The 20,956-nt window shown below is 65.3% G+C and carries 27 protein-coding genes; 18 read left to right on the top strand and 9 right to left on the bottom strand.

Annotation, left to right across the window (positions count from 1 at the left end; translation table 11 throughout):
* Positions 1 to 20: 20 nt before the first annotated feature.
* Together CH302_RS15740 and CH302_RS15735 are read right to left on the bottom strand one after the other, a co-directional pair.
* A complete protein-coding gene (locus CH302_RS15740; RefSeq protein ID WP_037191476.1) occupies positions 21 to 500 on the bottom strand; it encodes a PH domain-containing protein in 480 nt (159 codons plus the stop codon).
* A 19-nt stretch (positions 501 to 519) separates the two neighbouring features.
* Positions 520 to 1,563: a zinc-binding metallopeptidase family protein gene (locus CH302_RS15735; protein WP_037191479.1), complete on the bottom strand. Its 1,044-nt coding sequence runs from the start codon at positions 1,561 to 1,563 to the stop codon at positions 520 to 522.
* Positions 1,564 to 1,712: 149 nt separating this feature from the next.
* Here CH302_RS15735 and CH302_RS15730 point away from each other — a divergent pair, with 149 nt between their 5' ends.
* From CH302_RS15730 to CH302_RS15710, 5 genes are all read left to right on the top strand, one after another.
* Positions 1,713 to 4,253, top strand: coding sequence for a bifunctional FO biosynthesis protein CofGH (locus tag CH302_RS15730; RefSeq protein ID WP_371828446.1), 2,541 nt, complete (start codon positions 1,713 to 1,715; stop codon positions 4,251 to 4,253).
* Between the two features lie 38 nt (positions 4,254 to 4,291).
* On the top strand, positions 4,292 to 5,050 hold the full coding sequence (locus CH302_RS15725; protein WP_037191480.1) for a hypothetical protein: 759 nt from the start codon (positions 4,292 to 4,294) through the stop codon (positions 5,048 to 5,050).
* Between the two features lie 113 nt (positions 5,051 to 5,163).
* Entirely contained in the window at positions 5,164 to 5,487 is a 324-nt protein-coding gene (gene fdxA / locus CH302_RS15720) for a ferredoxin (protein ID WP_008714223.1), read from the top strand.
* Positions 5,488 to 5,492: 5 nt separating this feature from the next.
* Positions 5,493 to 6,596, top strand: coding sequence for a succinyldiaminopimelate transaminase (gene dapC / locus CH302_RS15715; RefSeq protein ID WP_037191481.1), 1,104 nt, complete (start codon positions 5,493 to 5,495; stop codon positions 6,594 to 6,596).
* Positions 6,597 to 6,721: 125 nt separating this feature from the next.
* Entirely contained in the window at positions 6,722 to 7,339 is a 618-nt protein-coding gene (locus CH302_RS15710) for a LysE family translocator (protein ID WP_037191482.1), read from the top strand.
* A gap of 109 nt (positions 7,340 to 7,448) precedes the next feature.
* Here CH302_RS15710 and CH302_RS15705 read toward each other — a convergent pair whose 3' ends face one another.
* Positions 7,449 to 7,877, bottom strand: coding sequence for a hypothetical protein (locus CH302_RS15705; RefSeq protein WP_037191484.1), 429 nt, complete (start codon positions 7,875 to 7,877; stop codon positions 7,449 to 7,451).
* A gap of 2 nt (positions 7,878 to 7,879) precedes the next feature.
* On the opposite strand from CH302_RS15705, the gene CH302_RS15700 reads away from it, so the two are divergent.
* From CH302_RS15700 to CH302_RS15680, 5 genes are all read left to right on the top strand, one after another.
* Complete coding sequence (locus tag CH302_RS15700; RefSeq protein ID WP_037191487.1) at positions 7,880 to 9,295, top strand: acyl-CoA synthetase; 1,416 nt, start codon at positions 7,880 to 7,882, stop codon at positions 9,293 to 9,295.
* Positions 9,296 to 9,334: 39 nt separating this feature from the next.
* A complete protein-coding gene (locus CH302_RS15695; RefSeq protein WP_037191489.1) occupies positions 9,335 to 9,994 on the top strand; it encodes an SDR family NAD(P)-dependent oxidoreductase in 660 nt (219 codons plus the stop codon).
* A 189-nt stretch (positions 9,995 to 10,183) separates the two neighbouring features.
* A complete protein-coding gene (locus tag CH302_RS15690; RefSeq protein ID WP_037191491.1) occupies positions 10,184 to 10,696 on the top strand; it encodes an OsmC family protein in 513 nt (170 codons plus the stop codon).
* 4 nt (positions 10,697 to 10,700) lie between these two features.
* Entirely contained in the window at positions 10,701 to 11,999 is a 1,299-nt protein-coding gene (locus tag CH302_RS15685) for an O-acetylhomoserine aminocarboxypropyltransferase/cysteine synthase family protein (protein ID WP_037191496.1), read from the top strand.
* Entirely contained in the window at positions 11,996 to 12,481 is a 486-nt protein-coding gene (locus tag CH302_RS15680; protein WP_037191497.1) for a CoA-binding protein, read from the top strand. The genes CH302_RS15685 and CH302_RS15680 overlap by 4 nt, the downstream gene beginning before the upstream one ends.
* 4 nt (positions 12,482 to 12,485) lie before the next feature.
* Here the strand turns inward: CH302_RS15680 and CH302_RS15675 are convergent, their stop codons facing one another.
* Complete coding sequence (locus CH302_RS15675) at positions 12,486 to 13,247, bottom strand: SDR family NAD(P)-dependent oxidoreductase (protein WP_230596293.1); 762 nt, start codon at positions 13,245 to 13,247, stop codon at positions 12,486 to 12,488.
* Positions 13,248 to 13,308: 61 nt separating this feature from the next.
* Here CH302_RS15675 and CH302_RS15670 point away from each other — a divergent pair, with 61 nt between their 5' ends.
* The gene (locus CH302_RS15670; protein ID WP_037191500.1) at positions 13,309 to 13,893 is read left to right on the top strand and encodes a TetR/AcrR family transcriptional regulator; all 585 of its coding nucleotides are present in this window, start codon (positions 13,309 to 13,311) and stop codon (positions 13,891 to 13,893) included.
* A gap of 36 nt (positions 13,894 to 13,929) precedes the next feature.
* On the opposite strand, the gene CH302_RS15665 is transcribed toward CH302_RS15670, so the two are convergent.
* Both CH302_RS15665 and CH302_RS15660 read right to left on the bottom strand, forming a co-directional pair.
* A complete protein-coding gene (locus CH302_RS15665) occupies positions 13,930 to 14,322 on the bottom strand; it encodes a hypothetical protein (RefSeq protein WP_037191503.1) in 393 nt (130 codons plus the stop codon).
* Positions 14,319 to 15,386: a GGDEF domain-containing protein gene (locus CH302_RS15660; RefSeq protein WP_141216662.1), complete on the bottom strand. Its 1,068-nt coding sequence runs from the start codon at positions 15,384 to 15,386 to the stop codon at positions 14,319 to 14,321. Before CH302_RS15660 ends, CH302_RS15665 begins: the two co-directional genes overlap by 4 nt.
* Before the next feature lie 394 nt (positions 15,387 to 15,780).
* Between CH302_RS15660 and CH302_RS15655 the strand changes: the two genes are divergently transcribed.
* Positions 15,781 to 16,050, top strand: coding sequence for a hypothetical protein (locus CH302_RS15655; protein ID WP_037191505.1), 270 nt, complete (start codon positions 15,781 to 15,783; stop codon positions 16,048 to 16,050).
* On the top strand, positions 16,043 to 16,255 hold the full coding sequence (locus tag CH302_RS30100) for a hypothetical protein (protein WP_141217040.1): 213 nt from the start codon (positions 16,043 to 16,045) through the stop codon (positions 16,253 to 16,255). Before CH302_RS15655 ends, CH302_RS30100 begins: the two co-directional genes overlap by 8 nt.
* 234 nt (positions 16,256 to 16,489) lie before the next feature.
* Here the strand turns inward: CH302_RS30100 and CH302_RS30095 are convergent, their stop codons facing one another.
* The gene (locus tag CH302_RS30095) at positions 16,490 to 17,065 is read right to left on the bottom strand and encodes a hypothetical protein (RefSeq protein ID WP_155292926.1); all 576 of its coding nucleotides are present in this window, start codon (positions 17,063 to 17,065) and stop codon (positions 16,490 to 16,492) included.
* 63 nt (positions 17,066 to 17,128) lie between these two features.
* On the opposite strand from CH302_RS30095, the gene CH302_RS15640 reads away from it, so the two are divergent.
* Both CH302_RS15640 and CH302_RS15635 read left to right on the top strand, forming a co-directional pair.
* Positions 17,129 to 17,620, top strand: a complete 492-nt coding sequence (locus CH302_RS15640) for an ImmA/IrrE family metallo-endopeptidase (protein ID WP_037191510.1) — start codon at positions 17,129 to 17,131, stop codon at positions 17,618 to 17,620.
* Position 17,621: 1 nt separating this feature from the next.
* The gene (locus CH302_RS15635) at positions 17,622 to 18,599 is read left to right on the top strand and encodes a hypothetical protein (protein WP_037191511.1); all 978 of its coding nucleotides are present in this window, start codon (positions 17,622 to 17,624) and stop codon (positions 18,597 to 18,599) included.
* Between the two features lie 27 nt (positions 18,600 to 18,626).
* Here CH302_RS15635 and CH302_RS15630 read toward each other — a convergent pair whose 3' ends face one another.
* Together CH302_RS15630 and CH302_RS30640 are read right to left on the bottom strand one after the other, a co-directional pair.
* Complete coding sequence (locus tag CH302_RS15630; RefSeq protein ID WP_037191674.1) at positions 18,627 to 19,055, bottom strand: helix-turn-helix domain-containing protein; 429 nt, start codon at positions 19,053 to 19,055, stop codon at positions 18,627 to 18,629.
* A 109-nt stretch (positions 19,056 to 19,164) separates the two neighbouring features.
* Complete coding sequence (locus CH302_RS30640) at positions 19,165 to 19,287, bottom strand: hypothetical protein (RefSeq protein WP_255138276.1); 123 nt, start codon at positions 19,285 to 19,287, stop codon at positions 19,165 to 19,167.
* A gap of 241 nt (positions 19,288 to 19,528) precedes the next feature.
* Between CH302_RS30640 and CH302_RS15620 the strand changes: the two genes are divergently transcribed.
* From CH302_RS15620 to CH302_RS15610, 3 genes are all read left to right on the top strand, one after another.
* Entirely contained in the window at positions 19,529 to 19,960 is a 432-nt protein-coding gene (locus CH302_RS15620; RefSeq protein ID WP_037191514.1) for a DUF1810 domain-containing protein, read from the top strand.
* A 10-nt stretch (positions 19,961 to 19,970) separates the two neighbouring features.
* Positions 19,971 to 20,426 (top strand): 6,7-dimethyl-8-ribityllumazine synthase, encoded by a 456-nt coding sequence (locus CH302_RS15615; protein ID WP_037191515.1) that lies wholly within the window; start codon positions 19,971 to 19,973, stop codon positions 20,424 to 20,426.
* Between the two features lie 170 nt (positions 20,427 to 20,596).
* Positions 20,597 to 20,956 (top strand): DUF222 domain-containing protein (locus CH302_RS15610; RefSeq protein WP_141216659.1); only part of this gene is annotated, 360 nt, incomplete at its 3' end.

The following is a 20,956-nucleotide window of genomic DNA, read 5'->3' as shown; positions in this document are numbered from 1 at the left end:
GTACTGCGGGTCACCGGCGGTCACGTTGCGTCCCCGACGGTACGGCCGGCGATGTCGGTCAGTCGCGCGACCGTCTTGTCCGCGACATCCTGATCGAGCGCGGTGATCTTCACCGCACCCGCGGACGATGCCGTCGTGACGGTGACGGTGGCCAACCCCAACAGCCGGTCGAGCGGTCCGCGTTCGGTGTCGACGGTCTGCACCCGCGAGATCGGCGCGATGCGTCGCTCCTGGCTCAGCCAGCCGGTGCGGGTGTAGACCGCGGTGTCGCTGATCTCCCAGCGATGCACGCGGTACCGCCACTGCGGCACGACCGCGATGTGCAGGGCCGCAAGCACCACCGTCGCCGCGAGAACGGCAACGTGGGGCCACGTCGTCGCATTCGAGTCGACGACGGCCCAGACGATCTGGGCGACGAAGATCGGTAGCCACAGCAGACCGGCACTCAGAGCCCAGAGCAGGCGTGCACGCGGAGACGGTTGCCACTGTGGATCGGTCATCGTTGTCACGGGTGCAAACCTAGCCGTCCGTTCGTGCCGCGGTCGTGACGACGCGGTGCACGAACCGCAACTTCTCGTGCACCGGTTGCGGAATGGTGAAGGGATAGAGGTCGCCCTTGCCCATCGACCTGTTGACCCTGTTGAACACTCCCGAGAGGATCTGCCAGTCCTCGAGGATGTCGTCGAGATCTGCGTCGTGATAGCTCGTTCGAGGAGCGACATCGTCTCGCATTGCCCAGGCCGCCAGGTCGGCGCGCACCATCACTCCGGACTCGGCTGCAGTGGCCAGTGTGTCGGTGATGTGCAGGTAGTGGGCGAAGCACTCCGCGAAGTCCTCCCACGGGTGCATCGTGGCGTACTCCGAGATGAAACTCTGCTGCCAGTCCTCGGGTGCACCGAACTTGTAGTGACGTGCGATCGCGTCCGAGTAACTTGCGCGCTCATCGCCGAACAGCACTCGACAGTCGTCGATGAGCGGACCGTTCTCGACGAGGATGTTCTCGTAGTAGTGGCCGACCTCGTGCCGCAGATGACCGAGCATGGTCCGATACGGTTCGCGAAGCCGCACCCTCAAGGCCTCGCGGTGTGCGTCGAGGGACTCCGCCAGGTCGATGGTGATGACACCGTTGGCATGGCCGATGGTGACCTGCTGACCGGATGTGCGGGAAGACAACAGGTCGAATGCGAGGCCGCCGTCACGCTGTCGGTACGAATCGACGGGTAGGCCCAGATCCAGCAGCTGGAAGAGAAGCTGACGGAGGGAAGCGGACGCGTCGGCCAGCTTTTCGAGTGCGATCGTGTCGTCGCTCTCGGGCCTGCGGCGTATGAGACGGCCCGCCGCACACTGCCCACTGCCGGAGTCCTCGGCAACCAGCCAGTTGCACTGCCACGACCAGTTGACGCAACGGTGCCAGCGCACCCCGTCGACGACCACCTCGTCGTCCGGGATCGCCACCAGGGTTCTGGACGGGAGATGAAGGCCGAGGAGCGTCGAGCACGATGGGCAGCTCTGCGATTCGAAGGGGGCGAGTCGGCCGCAGGCCGGGCAGGCGAAAGCGCGCATGAACAGGAGCTTCCCACGATGGCGTGCGCTTTCCCGCCCGTACGAAGGAGGGCGACCTGAGTCGTTACCGAATGGCGACGTTCGGATCGGCGACGGACTACCGACCCCTGCGGTGGCACGTGCGTACCAGGAAGGCGCATGATCGTTGGGTGACTTCTCTACCGGACTCCGTACCAGCTCCCTCCGCGATGCGACGAGTGTTGCGCCGCGCCCGCGACGGAGTGTCTCTCAACGTCGACGAGGCCACGGTGTTGCTGCACGCCCGTGGCGAGGATCTGAGCGATCTGATGGCGTCGGCGTCCCGGGTGCGTGATGCGGGACTCGAATCCGCAGGCCGGCCGAAGACGGTGTCGTACTCGCGAAAAGTGTTCGTACCCATCACGCGGTTGTGCCGCGACAAGTGCCACTACTGCACATTCGTGACCGTGCCGGGCAAGCTGAATGCCGCAGGCCACGGGATGTTCATGGATCCCGACGAGATCATCGACGTCGCTCGCAAGGGTGCCGCACTCGGGTGCAAGGAAGCGCTGTTCACCCTCGGTGACCGGCCGGAGGAGCGGTGGCCGGAGGCCAAGGCGTGGCTCGACTCCCGCGGCTACGACTCGACCCTCGACTACGTGCGTGCCATGTCGATCAGGGTGCTCGAGGAGACCGGTCTGCTGCCGCATCTCAACCCCGGAGTGATGTCGTGGCAGGAACTTTCGCGCCTCAAGCCCGTCGCCCCGTCGATGGGCATGATGCTCGAGACCACCTCGCGTCGGTTGTTCGAGGAAAAGGGGCAGGCGCACTACGGCAGCCCCGACAAGGATCCCGAGGTTCGGCTGCGGACCTTGACCGACGCGGGTCGTCTGAACATCCCGTTCACCACCGGAATCCTGGTGGGAATCGGCGAGACGCTGCGCGACCGCGCCGAGTCGATCATGGCAATTCGTAAGGTGCACAAGTCATTCGGGCACGTGCAAGAAATCATCGTGCAGAACTTCCTGGCCAAGTCCGATACCGCGATGCGGTCCGTGCCCGATGCAGGTCTCGAAGAATTCCTGGCGACGATCGCGGTGACCCGCATGGTGGTCGGCCCGTCGATGCGGATTCAGGCCCCGCCGAACCTCGTCGCAGCGGAGGAGACCGCAGCGTTGCTGGGCGCAGGCGTCGACGATTGGGGTGGCGTCTCGCCGCTCACTCCCGATCACGTCAATCCCGAGCGGCCGTGGCCGAACCTCGACACCCTGGCCGAACTGTCGGCGTCGGCCGGTTACACGCTCGTGGAACGTACTGCCGCGCAGCCGCAGTACGTGCTGGCCGGTGCTCCGTGGATCGACCCGCGGATCTCCGCGCACGTGCGGGCCCTCGCCGATCCGGAGACCGGCATGGCGCGGGAGAACGTCAACCCGACGGGTCTGCCGTGGCAGGAGCCGGACGAGGAGTGGGAGTCCTCGGGCCGGGTCGACCTGAACACCGAGATCGACACCCAGGGCCGCAACACCGAGACTCGTTCGGATCTGGCGAATGCGTTCGGCGACTGGGAATCGATCCGCGAACAGGTGCGTGATCTTGCCGGGCTGGAGCGGGTGGATCGAGATCTCGTCTCCGCGTTGACGGCAGCGGAGAAGGACCCGGCCGGGTTGTCCGACGAGCAGTACCTCGCGTTGGCGACGGCCGAGGGCCCGGGAATGGATGCCGTCGCCGCTCTGGCCGACGATCTGCGCAAACAGGTCAACGGAGACACCGTCACCTACGTGGTGAACCGGAACATCAACTTCACCAACATCTGCTACACCGGATGCCGTTTCTGCGCGTTCGCTCAGCGCAAGGGCGACGCCGATGCCTTCACCCTGTCCACCGCCGAGGTCGCCGATCGAGCGTGGGAAGCGCACGTCGTCGGTGCGACCGAGGTCTGCATGCAGGGCGGCATCGACCCCGAACTGCCGGTGACCGGGTACGCCGATCTGGTGCGTGCGGTCAAGGCCAAGGTGCCGTCGATGCACGTGCACGCGTTCTCGCCGATGGAGATCGTCAACGGCGCGTCCCGCGGCGGTCAGTCGATCCGCGAGTGGCTCACCGAACTCCGGGCAGCCGGGCTGGACTCGATCCCGGGTACGGCCGCGGAGATCCTCGACGACGAGGTCCGCTGGGTGCTCACCAAGGGCAAGCTGCCTGCTGCCGAGTGGATCGAAGTGATCACCACCGCGCACGAGGTGGGCCTGCGGTCGAGCTCGACGATGATGTACGGCCATGTCGACAATCCGTCGCACTGGGTCGGTCACCTCAACGTGCTCAAGAAGATCCAGGACAAGACCGGTGGGTTCACCGAGTTCGTGCCGCTACCGTTCGTGCACCAGTCCTCGCCGCTGTATCTGGCCGGGGCCTCGCGACCCGGCCCGACCAACCGGGACAACCGCGCGGTGCACGCCCTGGCCAGGATCATGCTGCACGGCCGAATCGACAACATCCAGACATCGTGGGTGAAATTGGGAATCACGGGTACACAGGCGATGCTGAACGGAGGCGCGAACGATCTGGGCGGGACCCTGATGGAGGAGACGATCTCACGGATGGCGGGTTCGCAGAACGGTTCGGAGAAGACCGTCGCGGAGCTGCACGAGATCGCCGACGGCATCGGACGACCGGTTCGTCAGCGCACCACCACATACGACCCGGCCCCGGCCGTGTCGGTTGCCGGCCTGATCTGACCCTCGGGTCCCTCTTCTCGAAATGGAGCTTGTCTGACATGGACGACCGTCGCGTCGCCGCGGTGCTGAGCAGCGCCGTCGCCATCATTCATCCCGTGCTGGACATCCTGGCCACACGGGACCCGATCGGACTCAAGGGGCGGACGTTCCGCGAGTCCTCTGCGGACGATTCGACCCTCGACAACGTCATCGATTTCCTCGCGAAAGCCTTCGACACCACCGACTTCCCCGGCACCGCAGGCTGGGAGAAGCTCGACAGTGACGCTCGCTCGCAGTGGTGGGTCAATCGCATCGGTGCCCTCAACACCGTTGCCGTCGCATTTCCCGGTGTGTTCGGCATCCTGGTCAACCGGCTGCCGATCCAGGATCTGCTCGGGTTCGCCAACCAGGCGATGGTGCTCGTGGCCGTGGCGCGCGAATCGGGTGTGACCGACCGCGAGACGCACGTGGAGCTGCTCGGATCGGTGCTGTGCAAGCGTGATCTGACGTCCCTGGCCGACAGTGTTCCGGCGAAGAAGGAAGAGTCCCCCAAGTCGGGTCCGTTCGCGTTGCTGCGCGGCATGTGGCAGATCGCGAACGTGCTGCGCGACGTCGCCGGTGAGTTGGAGAAGCGTCCGCATCCTCGTGGGGTCTACCGCGTCCTCGGTGCCATCCCGCTCGTCGGAGGTGTCGCCGGATATCTCGGCGAGCGCGGCGCTCTCTCGCGTGCTGCGAAACAGGGACGTAAGTGGCTCGCCGCCCACCGTAAGGCCGCTGCCATCGGCGAAAGCTCACCGGCGAAGCGGCTGCGGGGATAGCCGCCCGAGCCAGGTGAGGTCACCCTGCTCGGTTTGCTTCAGGTTCGGACGGCGATACTAGGATGCTCAGGGCGCGCGAGCGCCCACGATCGATACAGGAGGGGAGAGCAGCAGTGACTTACTCGATTGCAGAACCGTGCGTAGATGTACTGGACAAAGCGTGCATCGAAGAGTGCCCGGTGGATTGCATCTACGAGGGTAACCGAATGCTGTACATCCACCCCGACGAATGCGTCGACTGCGGAGCCTGCGAGCCGGTGTGCCCCGTCGAGGCCATTTTCTACGAGGACGACGTTCCCGAGCAGTGGAGCGCGTACGTCGGTGCCAATGTCGACTTCTTCGACGACCTGGGATCTCCCGGCGGAGCGGCGAAGCTCGGCAAGACCGACTACGACCCGCCCTTCATCAAGGCTCTGCCTCCCATGGGCGAGAACTGACGATCTTGGTGCGCACAGCGGTGGCAGCGGGGCTGCCCGATTTTCCATGGGACTCGCTGACCGCCGCCAAGGAGAAGGCCTCGGCTCATCCGGACGGCATCGTCAATCTGTCGGTCGGTACACCGGTGGATCCGGTCGCAGAGGTGATCCGTGCAGCGCTGAATTCTGTTGCGGATGAACCCGGTTACCCGACGACCGTCGGCACCGTGGCGCTGCGGGAGGCCGCGGTGGCGGCGCTCGAGCGCCGCTACTCCATCACCGGCATTTCGACCGACGCAGTGTTGCCCGCCATCGGCACCAAGGAAATGATCGCCTGGCTGCCGACTCTTCTCGGCCTGGGGCCCGACGACCTGGTCGTCATCCCCGAATTGGCATATCCCACATACGAAGTGGGGGCGCTGCTCGCAGGGTCGCGAACGATCCGGGCCGACGGCCTCAATCGACTGGGGCCCGAGCGTGCGTCGCTGATCTTCGTCAACTCACCGTCCAACCCGACCGGCAAGGTGCTCGGAGTCGATCACCTGCGCAAGGTCGTCGATTGGGCCCGTGAACGTGACGCGATCGTCGTCTCGGACGAGTGCTACCTCGGTCTGACGTGGGATGCCGACGCCGTATCCGTCCTCGATCCGCGTGTGTGCGACGGTGATCACACGAATCTCCTTGCCGTGCATTCGCTTTCGAAGACCTCGAACCTGGCCAGCTACCGCGCCGGCTTCGTCACCGGAGATGCCTCCCTCGTCGCCGAGCTGCTCGAGGTGCGCAAGCACGCAGGCATGATGGTGCCGTTGCCGATCCAGGCCGCCATGACCGCCGCACTGGCCGACGACGAGCACGAGAACATCCAGCGCGAGCGATACCGCGCCCGTCGAACGACTCTGAAGGCGGCCGTCGAGGCAGCGGGATTCACCGTCGACCACTCCGAGGCCGGGCTCTACCTCTGGGCTACGCGGGGCGAACCGTGCCGCGACACCGTCGACTGGCTCGCCGAACGCGGAATCCTCGCCGCCCCCGGGGAGTTCTACGGTCCCGACGGTGCCCACCACGTGCGCATCGCACTGACGGCCACGGACGAGCGCATCGAGGCTGCGGCCGGTCGCCTGCGCGGGTAGTCGGGTTTCTCTGGTGCGCTGAGCGTCCACTATTCGGCCCGTCGAGCGGGATCCCGTTTCTCGACCCGAATTGTGGACACTCACGTCAGTTGGCTCCCGCTCCGCCGGGGTGTTCTCATATAGCCGTGACCCTCAGCCTGCTGCTCAGCTTCGCCGGTGTGTGCTTCCTGCTGGCGATTCTGCCCGGGCCCGATTCGTTTCTGGTGCTTCGCTACAGCATCGGCGGCCTCAAGCCCGGCATCGCCGCAGCGATGGGCGTCGCGATCGGCGGACTGTTCTGGGCCGTGCTGGTGGCCGTCGGGCTGGCGGCGATCGTCGAGCAGTCTGCGACGGCATATCGAGTGGTCAAGGTCCTCGGCGGCCTGTACCTGCTGTATCTGGGCGTCAAGGCTTTCCGCGCTCGACGGAAGAACAAGGTGGCCGGCGAGCCGCTCGTGCCGGTCGCTGCGTCCGCGTGGTCGGCGTTCGGTGCCGGAGTTCTCTCGTGCGCGCTCAACCCCAAGGTGGGACTATTCTACCTCGCGGTGGTGCCGCAGTTCCTCACCGTGGTCACGTTCACCGGTGCCATGACACTCGGGCTTGTCGAGGTGGTTGTCGCCGCGCTGGTGATGGGAGTGTTCTCCGTTCTCGCCTCACGCGCGGTCGCGCTGTTGCGCAGGCCCGCGGTGACCGACTGGATCGACCGCATCAGCGCCGGAATCCTGGTCGCACTCGGTATCGGAACCGTCGCATCCTCGGCCTAGATCTCGCAAACGCGCGCGCACTTGCCATACGCGCGCAGAATCGTGACGCGAAACCGCTCGCGTTCAGCAAACGCGCGCGCGTTTGCGAGGACCAGAGGTGCCGCGTAAATCAGGGCTCGAGGTCCGGCTCGCCCACATCCCAGCCGCCGCGTCGGATACGCAGGATGTAGACCAGCTCGTTGCTGCCGAACGCCTCGACGGTGGTGAAGCGTTTGGGCTCGGTGTTGACCTCGGGATTGCGGGCGTGGGCTTCCTCGTAGAGCTGAGTGGCTCGAAGATCGGCCAATTCCACTCGGGTCCAGAAGTCGTCGGACTGCACCGAGTAGACCAGCCGTGGTGCGCCGTCGGTGACGTGCGCGATATCGATGTCGTCGTCATCGTCCGAATCGGAGTCGTCGAGGTCCAGGTCGAGGTCGTCCTCGGAATCTGTGTCCTGCTCTGCGTCGGTTCCGATCAGATAGACACCCGCCTGCAGGTCACCGGCGGCGACCGTCATGTACTCGGCGTAGTCGCCGGTGTCGATTCCGTCCACGTCCATGTATGTACGGTAGCCATGTGCTGCTTCGTTCACTGAACCCACTCGCCGTTGCGCGAGGAGACGATATTCCCGACGCCATCACGATCGATGGGGTCTCGCTCTCCCGTGCCGATATCCTGGGCGCCGCGACGTCCGTGGCCGAGCGCATCTCGCGAGCCGACCGCCTCGCGATCTACGCGACACCGTCCGTCAAGACCGTGCTCGCCGTCGTGGGCGCACTCATCGCCGGTGTCACCGTGGTGCCGGTTCCGCCCGATGCCGGGGTGGCCGAACGTGAGCACATCCTCCGCGACTCGGGCGCGCAGGCGTGGCTCGGCGAAGCGCCTCCGGATACCTCCGGGCTCGAGGTCCTGCCGGTGCGTCAACATGCACGGTCGTGGCACAGCTACCCCGAACCGCAGCCGTCCTCGGTCGCGTTCGTGCTCTACACCTCCGGTACCACCGGCCCGCCGAAAGGCGTCCTGATCTCGCGCAGTGCCATCGCCGCCGGCCTGGACGCGTTGGCGCAGGCCTGGGCGTGGACTGGGAAAGACACTGTGGTGCAAGGGCTTCCGTTGTTCCATGTGCACGGTCTCATCCTCGGCGTCCTCGGCCCGCTGCGAGTGGGCAGCCCGCTGATCCACACCGGCAAGCCGACGCCCGAGCTCTACGCAGCCGCGCGCGGATCCCTGTACTTCGGGGTGCCGACGGTGTGGTCGCGCGTCGCCGCGGACGAGGCGTCGGCCCGCGCCCTGTCCGGTGCCCGACTGCTGGTGTCCGGCAGTGCGCCGCTCCCGGTCCCGGTGTTCGAGAAGCTGCGCGAACTCACGGGCCAGGCTCCCATCGAGCGATACGGCATGAGCGAAACCCTCATCACCATAAGCACCCGCGCCGACGGGGAGCGTCGAGCAGGTTCGGTGGGACTGCCGGTCGCGGGCGTCGAGACACGGTTGCGTGGTGAGAAGGGCGAAATCCTGCCCCACGACGGCGAATCCATCGGTGCACTGCAGATCCGGTGCCCCATGCTGTTCGACGGCTACCTGAACAACCCCGAGGCGACGGCCGCGACGTTCACCGAGGACGGGTGGTTCGACACCGGAGACGTCGCTCTCATCGAGCCCGACGGGTTCCACCGCATCGTCGGGCGCGCCTCGACCGATCTGATCAAGTCCGGCGGGTATCGCGTCGGCGCAGGGGAGATCGAGACGGTGTTGCTGGGGCACCCGAGCGTCGACGAGGTGGCCGTGGTCGGTGTGCCCGACGACGATCTGGGCCAGCGCATCGTGGCGTTCGTCGTCGGCACCGATGTGGAGGATCGAGTGCTGATCGATCTGGTGGCCACCGAGCTGTCGATTCACAAGCGGCCCCGCGAGATTCGCGTCGTCGACTCCCTTCCGCGCAACGCAATGGGGAAGGTCCAGAAGAAGCTGTTGTCATAGTCGTCAGCGAGGGTGCGAGGCGGCGGTTAACGTCGAGGGATGACCACACTCGACGGTGCACGCATTCTCGTATTCGGTGCCAGTGGCGGTCTCGGCGGTCCGGTCGTCGAGCAGCTCGCGAAAGCCGGTGCACGGTTGACCGTGAGCGGCCGGAGCATCGAGTCGGAGCATCACTCGGTGAATGCCGATCTGACGCTGCCGGATTCGGCTCGATCGGTGATTGCGGAGGCCGTCGAACACCACGGCGGACTGGACGGGATCGTCATCGCCGCGGGTGTCGTGGCGTTCGGGCCGGTGACCGAAGTGGACGACGACACCGTCGACGAACTGTTGCTGCTCAACTATCTCGCGCCGCTGCGGGTGCTTCGAGAAGCGCTGACCACCCTGGGCCAGGGCGGGTTCGTGCTCAACATCAGTGCCGTCGTGGCCGACAAGCCGATGCCGAACATGGGTGCCTATTCGGCGAGCAAGGCTGCGGTGACCGCACTGCTGAAAAGCGTGCGCACGGAGGCACGTAAGTCCAAGATCAGGATCGTGGACGTGCGTCCGCCGCACACCGAGACGGGTCTTGCGACGCGGCCGATCGCCGGGCAGGCACCGAAACTACCGCAAGGTCTGACGCCGGAGGCGGTGGCAGCGCGTATCGTCGCGGCGATCGTCGACGACGAGACCGATGTCGGCGCGGATCAGTTCTCGTAAGCTATTGTCGGCGTCGTGACCGAGACACACGTGATCGACGCAGCCAGAAGGCTCGTACGTCGTCGCACCATCGACTTCGGTCTCGTCTGCACGTCTTCCTGTTCGTAACTGTCGATCGAACCCATCCCCGACGGGCATTTCGCGCTCCTCGGGTAGTTCCGGCAACCCTCGAATCGAACAGGATCCTCCATGACCACATCTGTGTCCCACATCGGCGGCGTCATCGCTGCCACCGACGATGCCGTGCAGGCCGACGCGAAGAACGCCCAGGCGGTCTTCCGTGCCTCCGCCACCGCTCACGATGCCGTCGCCAGCACCGTCACCCTGGGCAAGTTCAGCGTCGAGGTCGACGAGCCGCCTGCCCTCGGCGGTGAGAACAAGGCCGCCAACCCCGTCGAGTACTACCTGGCGTCGCTGCTGTCCTGCCAGGTGGTCACCTACCGCGTCTGGGCCGAGAAGCTCGGCATCGTCGTCGACGACATCAAGGCCAAGGCCGAGGGTGACCTCGACGTTCGCGGATTCTTCGGTTTCGACGACAACGTTCGTCCCGGGTTCGGTGAGGTGCGCGTCGTCGTGACCGTCACCGGTCCCGAGTCACGGGAGCGGTACGAGGAGCTGCAGAAGGCCGTCGACGATCACTGCCCCGTGCTGGATCTGACGCGCAATCCCACCCCGATCCACACCGTTCTCGAGACGGCCTGACGTCATGAGCGAACGGACATTCGGTCTGCGTACCAGAGCAATTCACGCCGGAGCGAGACCCGATCCTGCCACCGGTTCGCGTGCGGTGCCCATCTATCAGACGGCGAGCTACGTGTTCGAGAATTCCGCGGACGCAGGCGATCTGTTCGCTCTGCAGAAGTACGGCAACGTCTACAGCCGCATCGGCAACCCCACCGTCGCCGCCTTCGAGGAGCGCATCGCGAGCCTCGAAGGCGGCATCGGGGCGGTTGCGTTCGCCAGTGGGTTGGCGGCCGAGTTCGCAGTGTTCGCTGCGCTCGCGGGCACCGGAGACCACATCGTTGCCGCTGCCGGGCTCTACGGCGGCACGGTGACCCAGCTCGACGTGACGCTGCGCCGCTTCGGCGTCGAGACCACGTTCGTCCCTGGCACCGATCCCTCCGATTACGCAGCAGCGGTGACGGATTCGACCAAGCTGATCTACGCCGAGGTCATCGGCAATCCGTCGGGCGAGATCGCCGACCTCGAGGGCCTTGCCGCCGTGGCCCACGATCACGGAATCCCGCTGGTGATCGACGCGACGATGGCGACGCCGTGGCTGAGCCGGCCCATCGAGTTCGGCGCCGACATCGTGATCCACTCGGCCACCAAGTTCCTCGGTGGTCACGGATCGACGCTCGGGGGAGTGGTGGTGGAATCCGGGCGGTTCGATTGGGGCTCGGGCAAATTCCCGCAGATGACGGCACCCGTGGCCTCCTACGGCGGGCTGTCGTGGTGGGGAAACTTCGGCGAGTACGGCTTTCTGACGAAGCTGCGCAGCGAACAGTTGCGCGACATCGGGGGCGCACTGGCACCGCAATCGGCATTCACGCTGATCCAGGGTGTGGAGACGCTGCCGCAGCGCATGGACGCACATGTCGCCAATGCCCGAGTCGTTGCCGAGTGGCTCGAAACCGATCCACGTATCGACTACGTGAGATGGGCAGGCCTGCAGAGTCATCCGCAGCACGACCGAGCAGCGAAGTATCTCCCTGCCGGTCCTGGTGCGGTGTTCGCTTTCGGAATCGACGGTGGCCGCGAGGCCGGGCAGACGTTCGTCGAGAGCGTGCAGATCGCCAGCCACGTCGCCAATATCGGTGACGTGCGCACGCTGGTGATTCACCCGGGCAGCACCACACACCGACAACTGACCGATGAGCAACTCCGCGGAGCAGGTGTCGGTCCCGAGTTGATTCGCATCAGCGTCGGACTCGAAGATGCCGAGGACATTCTGTGGGACCTGGATCAGGCCCTGACACTGGCAACAGGAAAGGCGCGGTCATGAGCGAGCGCACCTGGCAGGGCCCGTCCGCGCCGCAGCGGCAACGCATCCTGCGTGAGACGAAGACCGTCGCGATCGTCGGTGCGTCCAAGAACCCCTCGCGGGCAAGCTACTTCGTCAATCGGTATCTGTCCTCGACGAGCAACTACGAGATATTTCTCGTCAATCCGACGGTCACCGACATAGAAGGGACCACGGTCTATCCGACCCTCGCGGATCTGCCTGAATCGCCGGATCTGGTCGACGTGTTCCGCAAGTACGACGACTTGCCCGACGTTCTCTCCGAAGCGATTGCAGCGCAGGCGAAGACGATCTGGCTACAGCTCGGACTGTGGCACGAGCAGGTGGCACGCGACGGGGAGGCCGCGGGGTTGAACGTCGTCATGGATCGGTGCCTGAAGATCGAACACGCCCGATTCCACGGAGGACTGCATCTGGCCGGATTCGACACGGGAGTGATCGATTCGCGTCGTACCCGCGGTTAGCGGTTCACGCCTTCAGCAGACGGCCACTGATCACCGTGGCCAGTGCGCGTGGGGCCAAACGGACACTGCCGGCGCTGATCTTGTTGGACAGACCGGACACGACACTGGCGGGGGTGCGGCGAGAATCCAACGCGCGCACAGCCGTCGAGACCACCTGCTCGGAGGTCTGGTAGTTACCCACCGCGGCATCTTCCGATCCCACGACATCGAAGAACTCGGTGCGCGTGGGGCCGGGGGAGAGCGCGAGAATCTTCAGCGACGAGGTGCGGTGCTCGTACGCCAGCGCTTCGGTGAAGTTGAGGACGAATGCCTTCGTCGCACCGTAGACGGCCATGTTGGGGGTGGGTTGGTACGCGGCGGTACTCGCGATGTTGATCAGTGCGCCGGTGAGGTTCGGCAGAAATGCGTGCGTCAGGTCGACCAGGGCGCTCACGTTCAGTGCGATCTCGGCAGCGACGCGCGCGGGATCCTCGTCGGCGAACCTTCCATGCGTTCCGAAACCTGCATTGTTGACGAGGGTGGTGGGGGTGATTCCTTTGTCCGCCAATGTGGTTCGTAGGGTGTCGCCCACGCCGGGGACACCCAGGTCCATCGCTACGACGGTGGCCGTCACGCCGTGCTCGGATTCGATGCGCCGCGCCAGGGTGTTCAACCGATCGGCGCGTCGAGCCACGAGGACGACGTTCTCGCCGCGTGCGGCGAAGCGGGTGGCGAATTCCTCGCCGAGGCCCGAACTTGCTCCGGTGATGAGCGCTGTGGAAGTCATGCCAGCAAATGTAGGCAGTGTCAGCATTGTTGTCAACGCCAACATCGCCTAGGGTGAGGTCATGGCAACGCAGCGCTACCACCACGGTGACCTGCGCGCGGTCTTGCTCGACGAGGCCGAACGGAGCATCGCGCACGGCGGGGTCGACGCGTTGTCGCTTCGGCAGCTGGCCAGAGATGTCGGCGTCAGTCACGGTGCCCCGGCGCGCCACTTCCGCGACAAGCAGGCGCTACTGGATGCGCTGGCGCTGCACGGTTTCGAGGAATTGAATCGCCGAATGGTCGCAGCGGCAACGGGACCCGGTGAGCTGCTGACTCGGTTCCGTGGAGTCGCCCGCGCCTACCTCGGATTCGCCGTCGAACACCCGGAGTTGCTCGATGTCATGTACAGCACCAAGCATCATCCCGACGCCAGTGAGAATCTGAAAAGCGTTGCGCACGAGAGTATGACCGCCACCGAGGCTTTGTTGAAGGAGACGATGGCGGCCGGTGTGATCACCGAGGCTCCACCCGAGATCCTCGCGCGCGTCGCCTTCGCGAGCGTGCACGGACTCGCGATGCTGGCCACCGGCGACCTGCTCGACGGCGTCCCGACCGAGGATCTGCTCGACGCGACCGTGGACACTCTGTTGCGCGGGTTCACCTGACCGGTGGCCCCGAGCAGCGGTTCGAGGAGCAGCCCCCTAGGTGGACCCCGATAGGGGTATCTCGTCGGGGTCCGTCCCCGGATCGACGAGGTGAAGTCCCGGCCGTGCCCATCGGTGGTCGGGGCGCTGAGCGACGCTGGAAGCCATCTCGGTAATGAGGTCGAGCCGGAGTCGCTCTGCTGCGCGCTGCCTGCTCCTGAGGTAGTGAGCCAGTTCCGACGCGATGAGTGCGGCACCGACGGGCCCGCCGTACCGGTGCGTCCACCCGGGTCCATCGTGCTCGAATGCGTTCAGGAAACGGTTCGGGTCGGACAGCACGGCAAGGACGGTATCCGCGGTCACGCCGTGTGCGCGCAAGCGGGCGGTGACGTCCGAGATCTCGTGTGTTCCCCGGTGTGCGCCGAGCGCACGCTGCCACTGGGTATTCACAACTGCGGGCCGAAGTGAACACTGGGCCCGCTGCACGGGAGGCGGTGGGGTCCGGCCGAGTTCCGCGGCGACCCGACCTCTCCGTTCGGTCGGCGCTTGTACCGATACAGATCGGCATCGGCGTCGGCCAGCAAAGTCTCGAACGGTTTGTCTTTGGGCGTCGACACGGCCAAACCGTAAGAGGCAGAGACCGATTGGCCGGCAACCATGGTTTCGGCCAACTGCCTCGCCTCGGCGTGGTTCGAGACCGGGGTGATGAGGACGAACTCGTCGCCGCCCACACGTCCGAGGATCGATCGCGACGGCGCGCGTGAGGACCACGAGAGAGCGAGCTCTGCAAGGGCCCGGTCACCGGCTGCATGCCCGTAGTTGTCGTTGAGATCCTTGAAGTTGTCGATGTCGAAAGCAATGATCGCGACGCGGTCTGTCCTTCGGCGCAGTTGCGCTGTGAGACGGGCGAACCCGTGCTCGGCACCCGTGCGGTTGAACACCCCCGTCAGTGGGTCGCGCAACGCTGCCGAGCGAAGACTTGCTCCGGCCGACCCCAGTACTTCGGTGAACGCGACCACGCAGAAGAAGGCGACGATGACCTCGCTCGGCGAACTCGCGGCTTCACCGAGGGCGAGCGAACCGGCCACGGCCAGTGCCAGTACCGAACACTGAACCCGTGCGATCGAGGCTCGGTGCATAGTTCGGATGTACACGGCGAGAACGAGTATCGAAGCAACTGCGCTCATGCGGAGAGCCGTGTGCACCTGGAAGGCAATGCCGAACAGGCCTGCAAACGCAGCCCACACGACGGTCGAGTCGAGCTGCACGCGTCCGATGTGCACAGGTCTGGTCGCGACCGTACCCACGATCGAGAAGACGATGGACGCGACCAGTCCGCTCACCGTCGTCCACGACTGCTCGACGTCGGGTACCGAGAACGAGTCGAGCGTCGTTCCTATTCCGGTGAGAGCCGATACGATCAGCAGTAGCAAGACTGCCGCCAGCACTTTTCGGGCCTCTCTTCGCTGAGCGACGACGGGCACCGAGGCGTGGGGTGTCGATACGGCTTTCACGTCTGCTCCATCGCCGCAGCTATTTTCCCGTTACCAATTGTGATTCTCGCAACTCCACTCGATCGGTGTCGGCGGCCGTGACGGATCCGATGGCGCGGGAGTCCGGTGAGTACGGCCGACGTCCCGGGTGGTCCGCTGCGGAGGTATGCCTCCGCTTCGAAAAGTGCGATCTGAACTGCGTTGATACCGATTGTCTCGGTGAACGGCAGCGGGCGAGTCGAGTAAGGCAAAGTAACGTCGGCTCGCGTATGAAAAGCGGGCGTTTCCGTGTGCCGCTCGCCCAGTCGGCAGACCGCTGCTGCGGTGCCGCTGCCCCCGGATGGATAACTAGAAAATTGCTGACTTCGGGCAGTTTGGGTACGCTGCTCGCTAGTCGAATGTGAAGGACGGGGGCATGGTGATGAGTGCATGGAGCAGAGCCGAAAATCTTGCTGTTATCGACAGCGCGAGCTTCCGGGCGGTCTACGTCGTCGGTGTGGTGGCAGTGTTGCTCGCAGGATTCACGGCGTTGGGTTGGATGTTCGCCCAGCCGATGCTGGGGATCGTGGCGGGAGTGACCGCAATCGGCACGATCGGGACAGCTCACGCGCTGCTCGGTGGTAGTCGTTTCGGTACGTCGCCCGCTGATCTGTTGGAGACGCATGCGGGTCGCTTCGATGGCTGACAACCGCGACGAAGCCTTGATCACGTTCGCGGCTCGCTGGGAGCCGTACGGCGGTGCGGATGCTTCGGAGATCTTCGTCTGCTTCGGTTTGAGCGAAAGTCAGTACCGGGCGCGTTTGTACCAGGCCTTGACGCGTTCCGGGCACGGTGCAGTGGACGTCGACGCCCGGGTGCGGACGCGGTTGCTGCGCTACAGCACGTCGTGAGCATTCGACTTCTGCCCGGCGAGGCCGATACTCGATGCAGTGGCGTGCCGATCCTGGCTGCCGGCTCGAAACGAACGACAATCGGGGACAGCGAATGAGCATTGGGGCCAGGTGGCGTGTCGCGGCGCTGACAGTGGCGGCGGGAGCCGCGACGGTCGGTGGCGTCATGATCGGCACCGGGGCCGGCGTCTCGTCGGCGTATCCGATCTGTATCGGAAATCTGCACGCGTGTCATCACCCCGCCCCCACCAGCACCGATGTCACCACCACGGTGGATGATTCGACGACCACCGAATCCACCACGTCGTCCACCACCACGTCGGCGACCTCGACCACAACAGCAGCGTCGAGCACCTCGTCGTCGAGACGCCCACGACCCACCCACGAACCCACCACGGAGTCGGAACAGTCGTCGACTCGCTCGCAGCCGTCACGCACGCCGACGTCCGGGGTGGTCGACGGGCCTCCTGCAGCCGGGCCTCCTGCAGCCGGGCCGCCTGCAGCCGTTCCGCCTGTCGGCGGTGCAGGCGGTGTCCCGCCAGGAGCCGGCCTCGATGTACCCGATGTCGAGGACGAGGAGACGGCGGCGGCATCTTCCTCGACCGCACCGTCGACAGAACCGGCCGGCCCGGCGTCGACCAGTGCGGCCTCGCCGTCGTCGTCCGCTTCCGGTCCCGGCGCATCGGGTCCCGGCGCGAACGGTCCTGATCCGGATACCGAACTCACCGCGTCGTCCGGTCTGTTGGACGCACGCGCGGTGGCAGGTGGAGTCGTGGGTCTGATGCTCGCCGGAGCCGGAGCGGGTGTCATCAGCGCCAGGGGAGCCCGCGCGCAGCAGGTGCGTCTCGATCGAGCTCGCGGGGAGATTTTCTCGTGACGCGCTCACATCGTCGGATCTCGGCGGCCGTGGACGTGGTCTGCGAAATTGCAGCGGATGCCGATCGGTCCACGCTCGACGGCGTGATCGAGGCGATCGCCCGCGAACGCAGGCGGCCGATCGTCATCGAGGGCTCAGTCCTGCCGCCAGGGGTGTGTGGGCAGCGCCGCGCCTACCCCGATCGCGACGTGATCGTGATAGGTACGGACCTTCCGAATTACGATCGCACGCTCGCCCACGAACTGGGCCACATCGTCTTTCGACACGACGGCATACCCATCGAGAGTTCCCTGCGCGCCGTCAGCGATGAGCTGCTGGCGTACTTGCTGAGCGAACGCACGTTGCAATCGGCCGTGGTGGACGGTGCCGACAACGACGACGAATGGGAAGCGGAGGCCTTCGCCGGGCAGCTGCTGCAGCGATTGCGTCGTGCGAACACCCGAGGCGCAGCTCGATCGATCGTCTCTTTCGACCAGGCGTTGGGCTGACATGGCGTGGATTGCAGCACTGGTGGTCTGGCTTGCGGCCGGTGCACGAGTGGGCCGAATGGTCGTGCGACCTGCCACCACGGTTCGGATCTGCATGGTCCTGGCCATGGTGTGCACAGCGGCGGCCCAGACGGTGGCCATCGACGACGTCGCCGCCACGCTCGGCCGCGACAATGCGGCCGCAGCGTTGGCGATGTGCTGGGCCGGCGCGGCCGGAGCGTCGATGGTGATCGCCATCAGAGCATGGCCGACACTTCTGCGGCGGTGGTACCGAACGTGTGCCGTCGTCATCGCGGTGTCCACAGCCGGTGCGATGGCGGGCTCGCTCTGGAACCCGGTGGCCGGCTGGTGCGCGGTTCTGCCGGCGTTCGCCGCCGTGATCGCGGCCGGGGTTCGGGTGATCGCCCGCACGCCGATCGGGCGTGCGGTTGCCCTTTATTGTCTCGGTGCTGTGGCGCCGCTGTCGATCGCCATCGCAGTGATTCTCGGTGCGGAACCCAACCGCGGGGTGCTCACAGTGGGTGCGTTGATCATGTCGATCGGTGCAGTGTCGGTGTTGATCGAGACATGGATACGCGCCCGGATCCTGCTCTACCGCATCAAAGATCTACACCACGCCCTGCTCCGCCGATTCCCCGAACTTCGCGACTCCGACCGATCGCGGGCACCCACTGTGCTGCAAGCGTCCGATCACGTGTCGGACGTCATGGACGGGCTGTACTTGCAGGTGGGTGCCGGACAGTTCGACGACGGAGTCGCCGCGCCTACCGATCCGGTGGATCGCGCAGCACGGATAGCTCGGACGGTCCACGACCCTCTCGCCCACCCCATCCTCGGTGCCCACTGGATCGTGCCCCCACCCGACTGGTCCCCTCCGCAGTGGGTTGCCTTGATCGCCCGGGCGCATCGATCGACGTCCACCGCCGCGCTCGACGACGCGACATCACCGGACTCCGCTACCGACACGACTGCTCGGTAGCGGACGGGGCCGGCCAGGCAGCGAGTGCTACGGGGTGCTGTCCGGTGGCACCGCGGGCAATCCTTCGCTTGCGCGTAGCTTTTCGGCCATCGAGGTCAGCAGGCTCTGCGATTCGTCGGACAGGTCGAATGCGCGTGCCGACAGTCGCCGCAGGCCCTGATTCCGCAATTGCGCGAGCATTTCGAGATCGCGATCGACCGCATCCTGATAGACCGGGTCGTAGAAATAATCCGCCCGTACCTTGAAGAACCGCGCCAACGCTGTCACGGTCTCCTCCGACGGGTTGGTCCTGTGTCCGGATCGAAGCTGCGAAATATACGGTTTGGAGATGCGATGGCCCGCGTCGGCCAGCCCCTGTGCGACCTCGGCATTGGTGTGAGGCCGACGTCCCGGTGGATGGACCGTGTCGAACAGCTTGTTCAACCTGGCCGCGAACGATCCGTCTTCGACCGGCACCTTTGTCTTCCCTCTGATCATGTGAACCCAACTTGTCCCGCGGCGGTAGCCGACATTTCAGTAACCAAATGGTAACCGTCCGGCGGCTTCGATAAACCCGCTCTGCTGTTCACGGTCGAAATCCGCGTTGGGTGGCGCTTGGCCGGTCCTGAGCGATGTGCCGAATCATTCGGATCGATTCGCCGACGATCAACGTGACCAGCGACAGCGCCATCAATGCAAGCGCAGCCACGATCGCGAATATCAACACCGAATACATCTCGACTACCCCTCTGTCTCATGAGCTGGACGAGTCTGGATCGCAGAGGCGACGTGATGCGGTCGAATCCGGATGCGAGGCCTGTCGTGCTTTGCGGGGGGTGGCCTCGCATCCGGCAGCCGGCATCGTCTGCGAATTCGACACCGTCCAGGTCTAGATATTAGCTGAAAGATTGCTGTCGAGGCGAACCGAATCGGTGCCTAGGTTGAGTGGCATGACCGAATACGACCTGCAACGCTTCGTCGACGCCCAGGATCCCGTGTGGAGTGCAGTGACGAAGGAGTTGAAGGCAGGGAGGAAGCACACCCACTGGATGTGGTTCGTGTTCCCGCAGTTGGCGGGGTTGGGACGGAGTGCGACTGCTCAGCACTTCGGTATCGCCGACCTGACGGAGGCGGAACTGTATCTGTCCCACGAGGTGCTGGGTCCGCGTCTGAAGAAGGCGGCCCGGCTGACCGTCGGAATCGAGGGTCGAACGGTAGACGAGATCTTCGGTTACCCCGACAATCTGAAACTGCATTCGTCCATGACGCTTTTCGCCGAAGCTACCAAGGGCCAGTCCGTTTTCGGTGAAGTGTTGCAGAAGTATTTCGGCGGCGAATTCGATGGCGCGACACTCGACTTGCTCGACGAGCGGTACCGCTAGCATCGCACCCATGACGACTCCACTCGCCGGATCCATTGCCTTCGTCCACGCCAGCTGGCACCTGGACATCGTCGACCGAGCGCGAGTGGGATTCGCGGCCGAACTCGAGCGGCTGGGCCAGGGCGATACTCGTATCGACGTCTTCGAGGTGCCGGGGGCATTCGAGATCCCGCTGCACGCCCAGCGGTTGGCGAAGACCGGGAAGTACTCGGCGATCGTCGCCGCCGCGCTGGTCGTCGACGGAGGAATCTATCGACACGACTTCGTAGAAACGGCGGTCATCGACGGCCTCATGCGGGTGCAACTGGACACCGATGTGCCGGCGTTCTCGGTGGTGCTCACTCCCCATCACTTCCACGAGCACGCCGACCACACGGCGTTCTTCACCGCCCACCTCGAAACCAAGGGTGCCGAAGCTGCGCGGGCCGTTGTCAAAACCCTGGCGTCGCTGGGGACCATCGGCTGACGCCGGGGCCGCGACGGCAAGATCCGCTGTACCGGGGCACACCTGTAGTCGGTTCGTCTGCGCTACCACACGCCACCGACAAACGTGCCATCGCGAATAGTGAAGCAGGGCAATAGTTTTCGGTTCAACGATGGTTGCCAATCGAACGCGCGTTCGATACACTTGCTCGCATGACCGCGGAGATTTGGCAACTGAGCGAGAGCGAACTCCTCGCCGAATCTGCCGCGGTCTCCCACCAGATCCAACTACTGGAAGCGCGGCGGATCGCCCTCGTCGCCGAAATCGACACCCGCGTCTCGCGGGAGAAGCTCGGCTTCCCCGGACCCGCAGGCTGGCTGACCTCCACCACCCTTCTCTCGCCGTCCAAGGCCACCAAGATCGTCGCCCTCGCCCGCGGTATGGCTGCGTTTCCCGACATCGCCGACGCCGTGAACACCGGCGTGATGTCCGTCGATCACGCCGCCCTGATCCTCACCTTCGCCGAAACACCCCCGGAGAACCTGCCGGAAGAGGGTCGCGATGCCGCACGT

Origin of the sequence: Rhodococcus sp. 15-2388-1-1a (assembly GCF_002259145.1) — a bacterium.
Taxonomy (GTDB): domain Bacteria; phylum Actinomycetota; class Actinomycetes; order Mycobacteriales; family Mycobacteriaceae; genus Rhodococcoides.
This window is presented reverse-complemented; position numbering and strand designations above follow the sequence as displayed.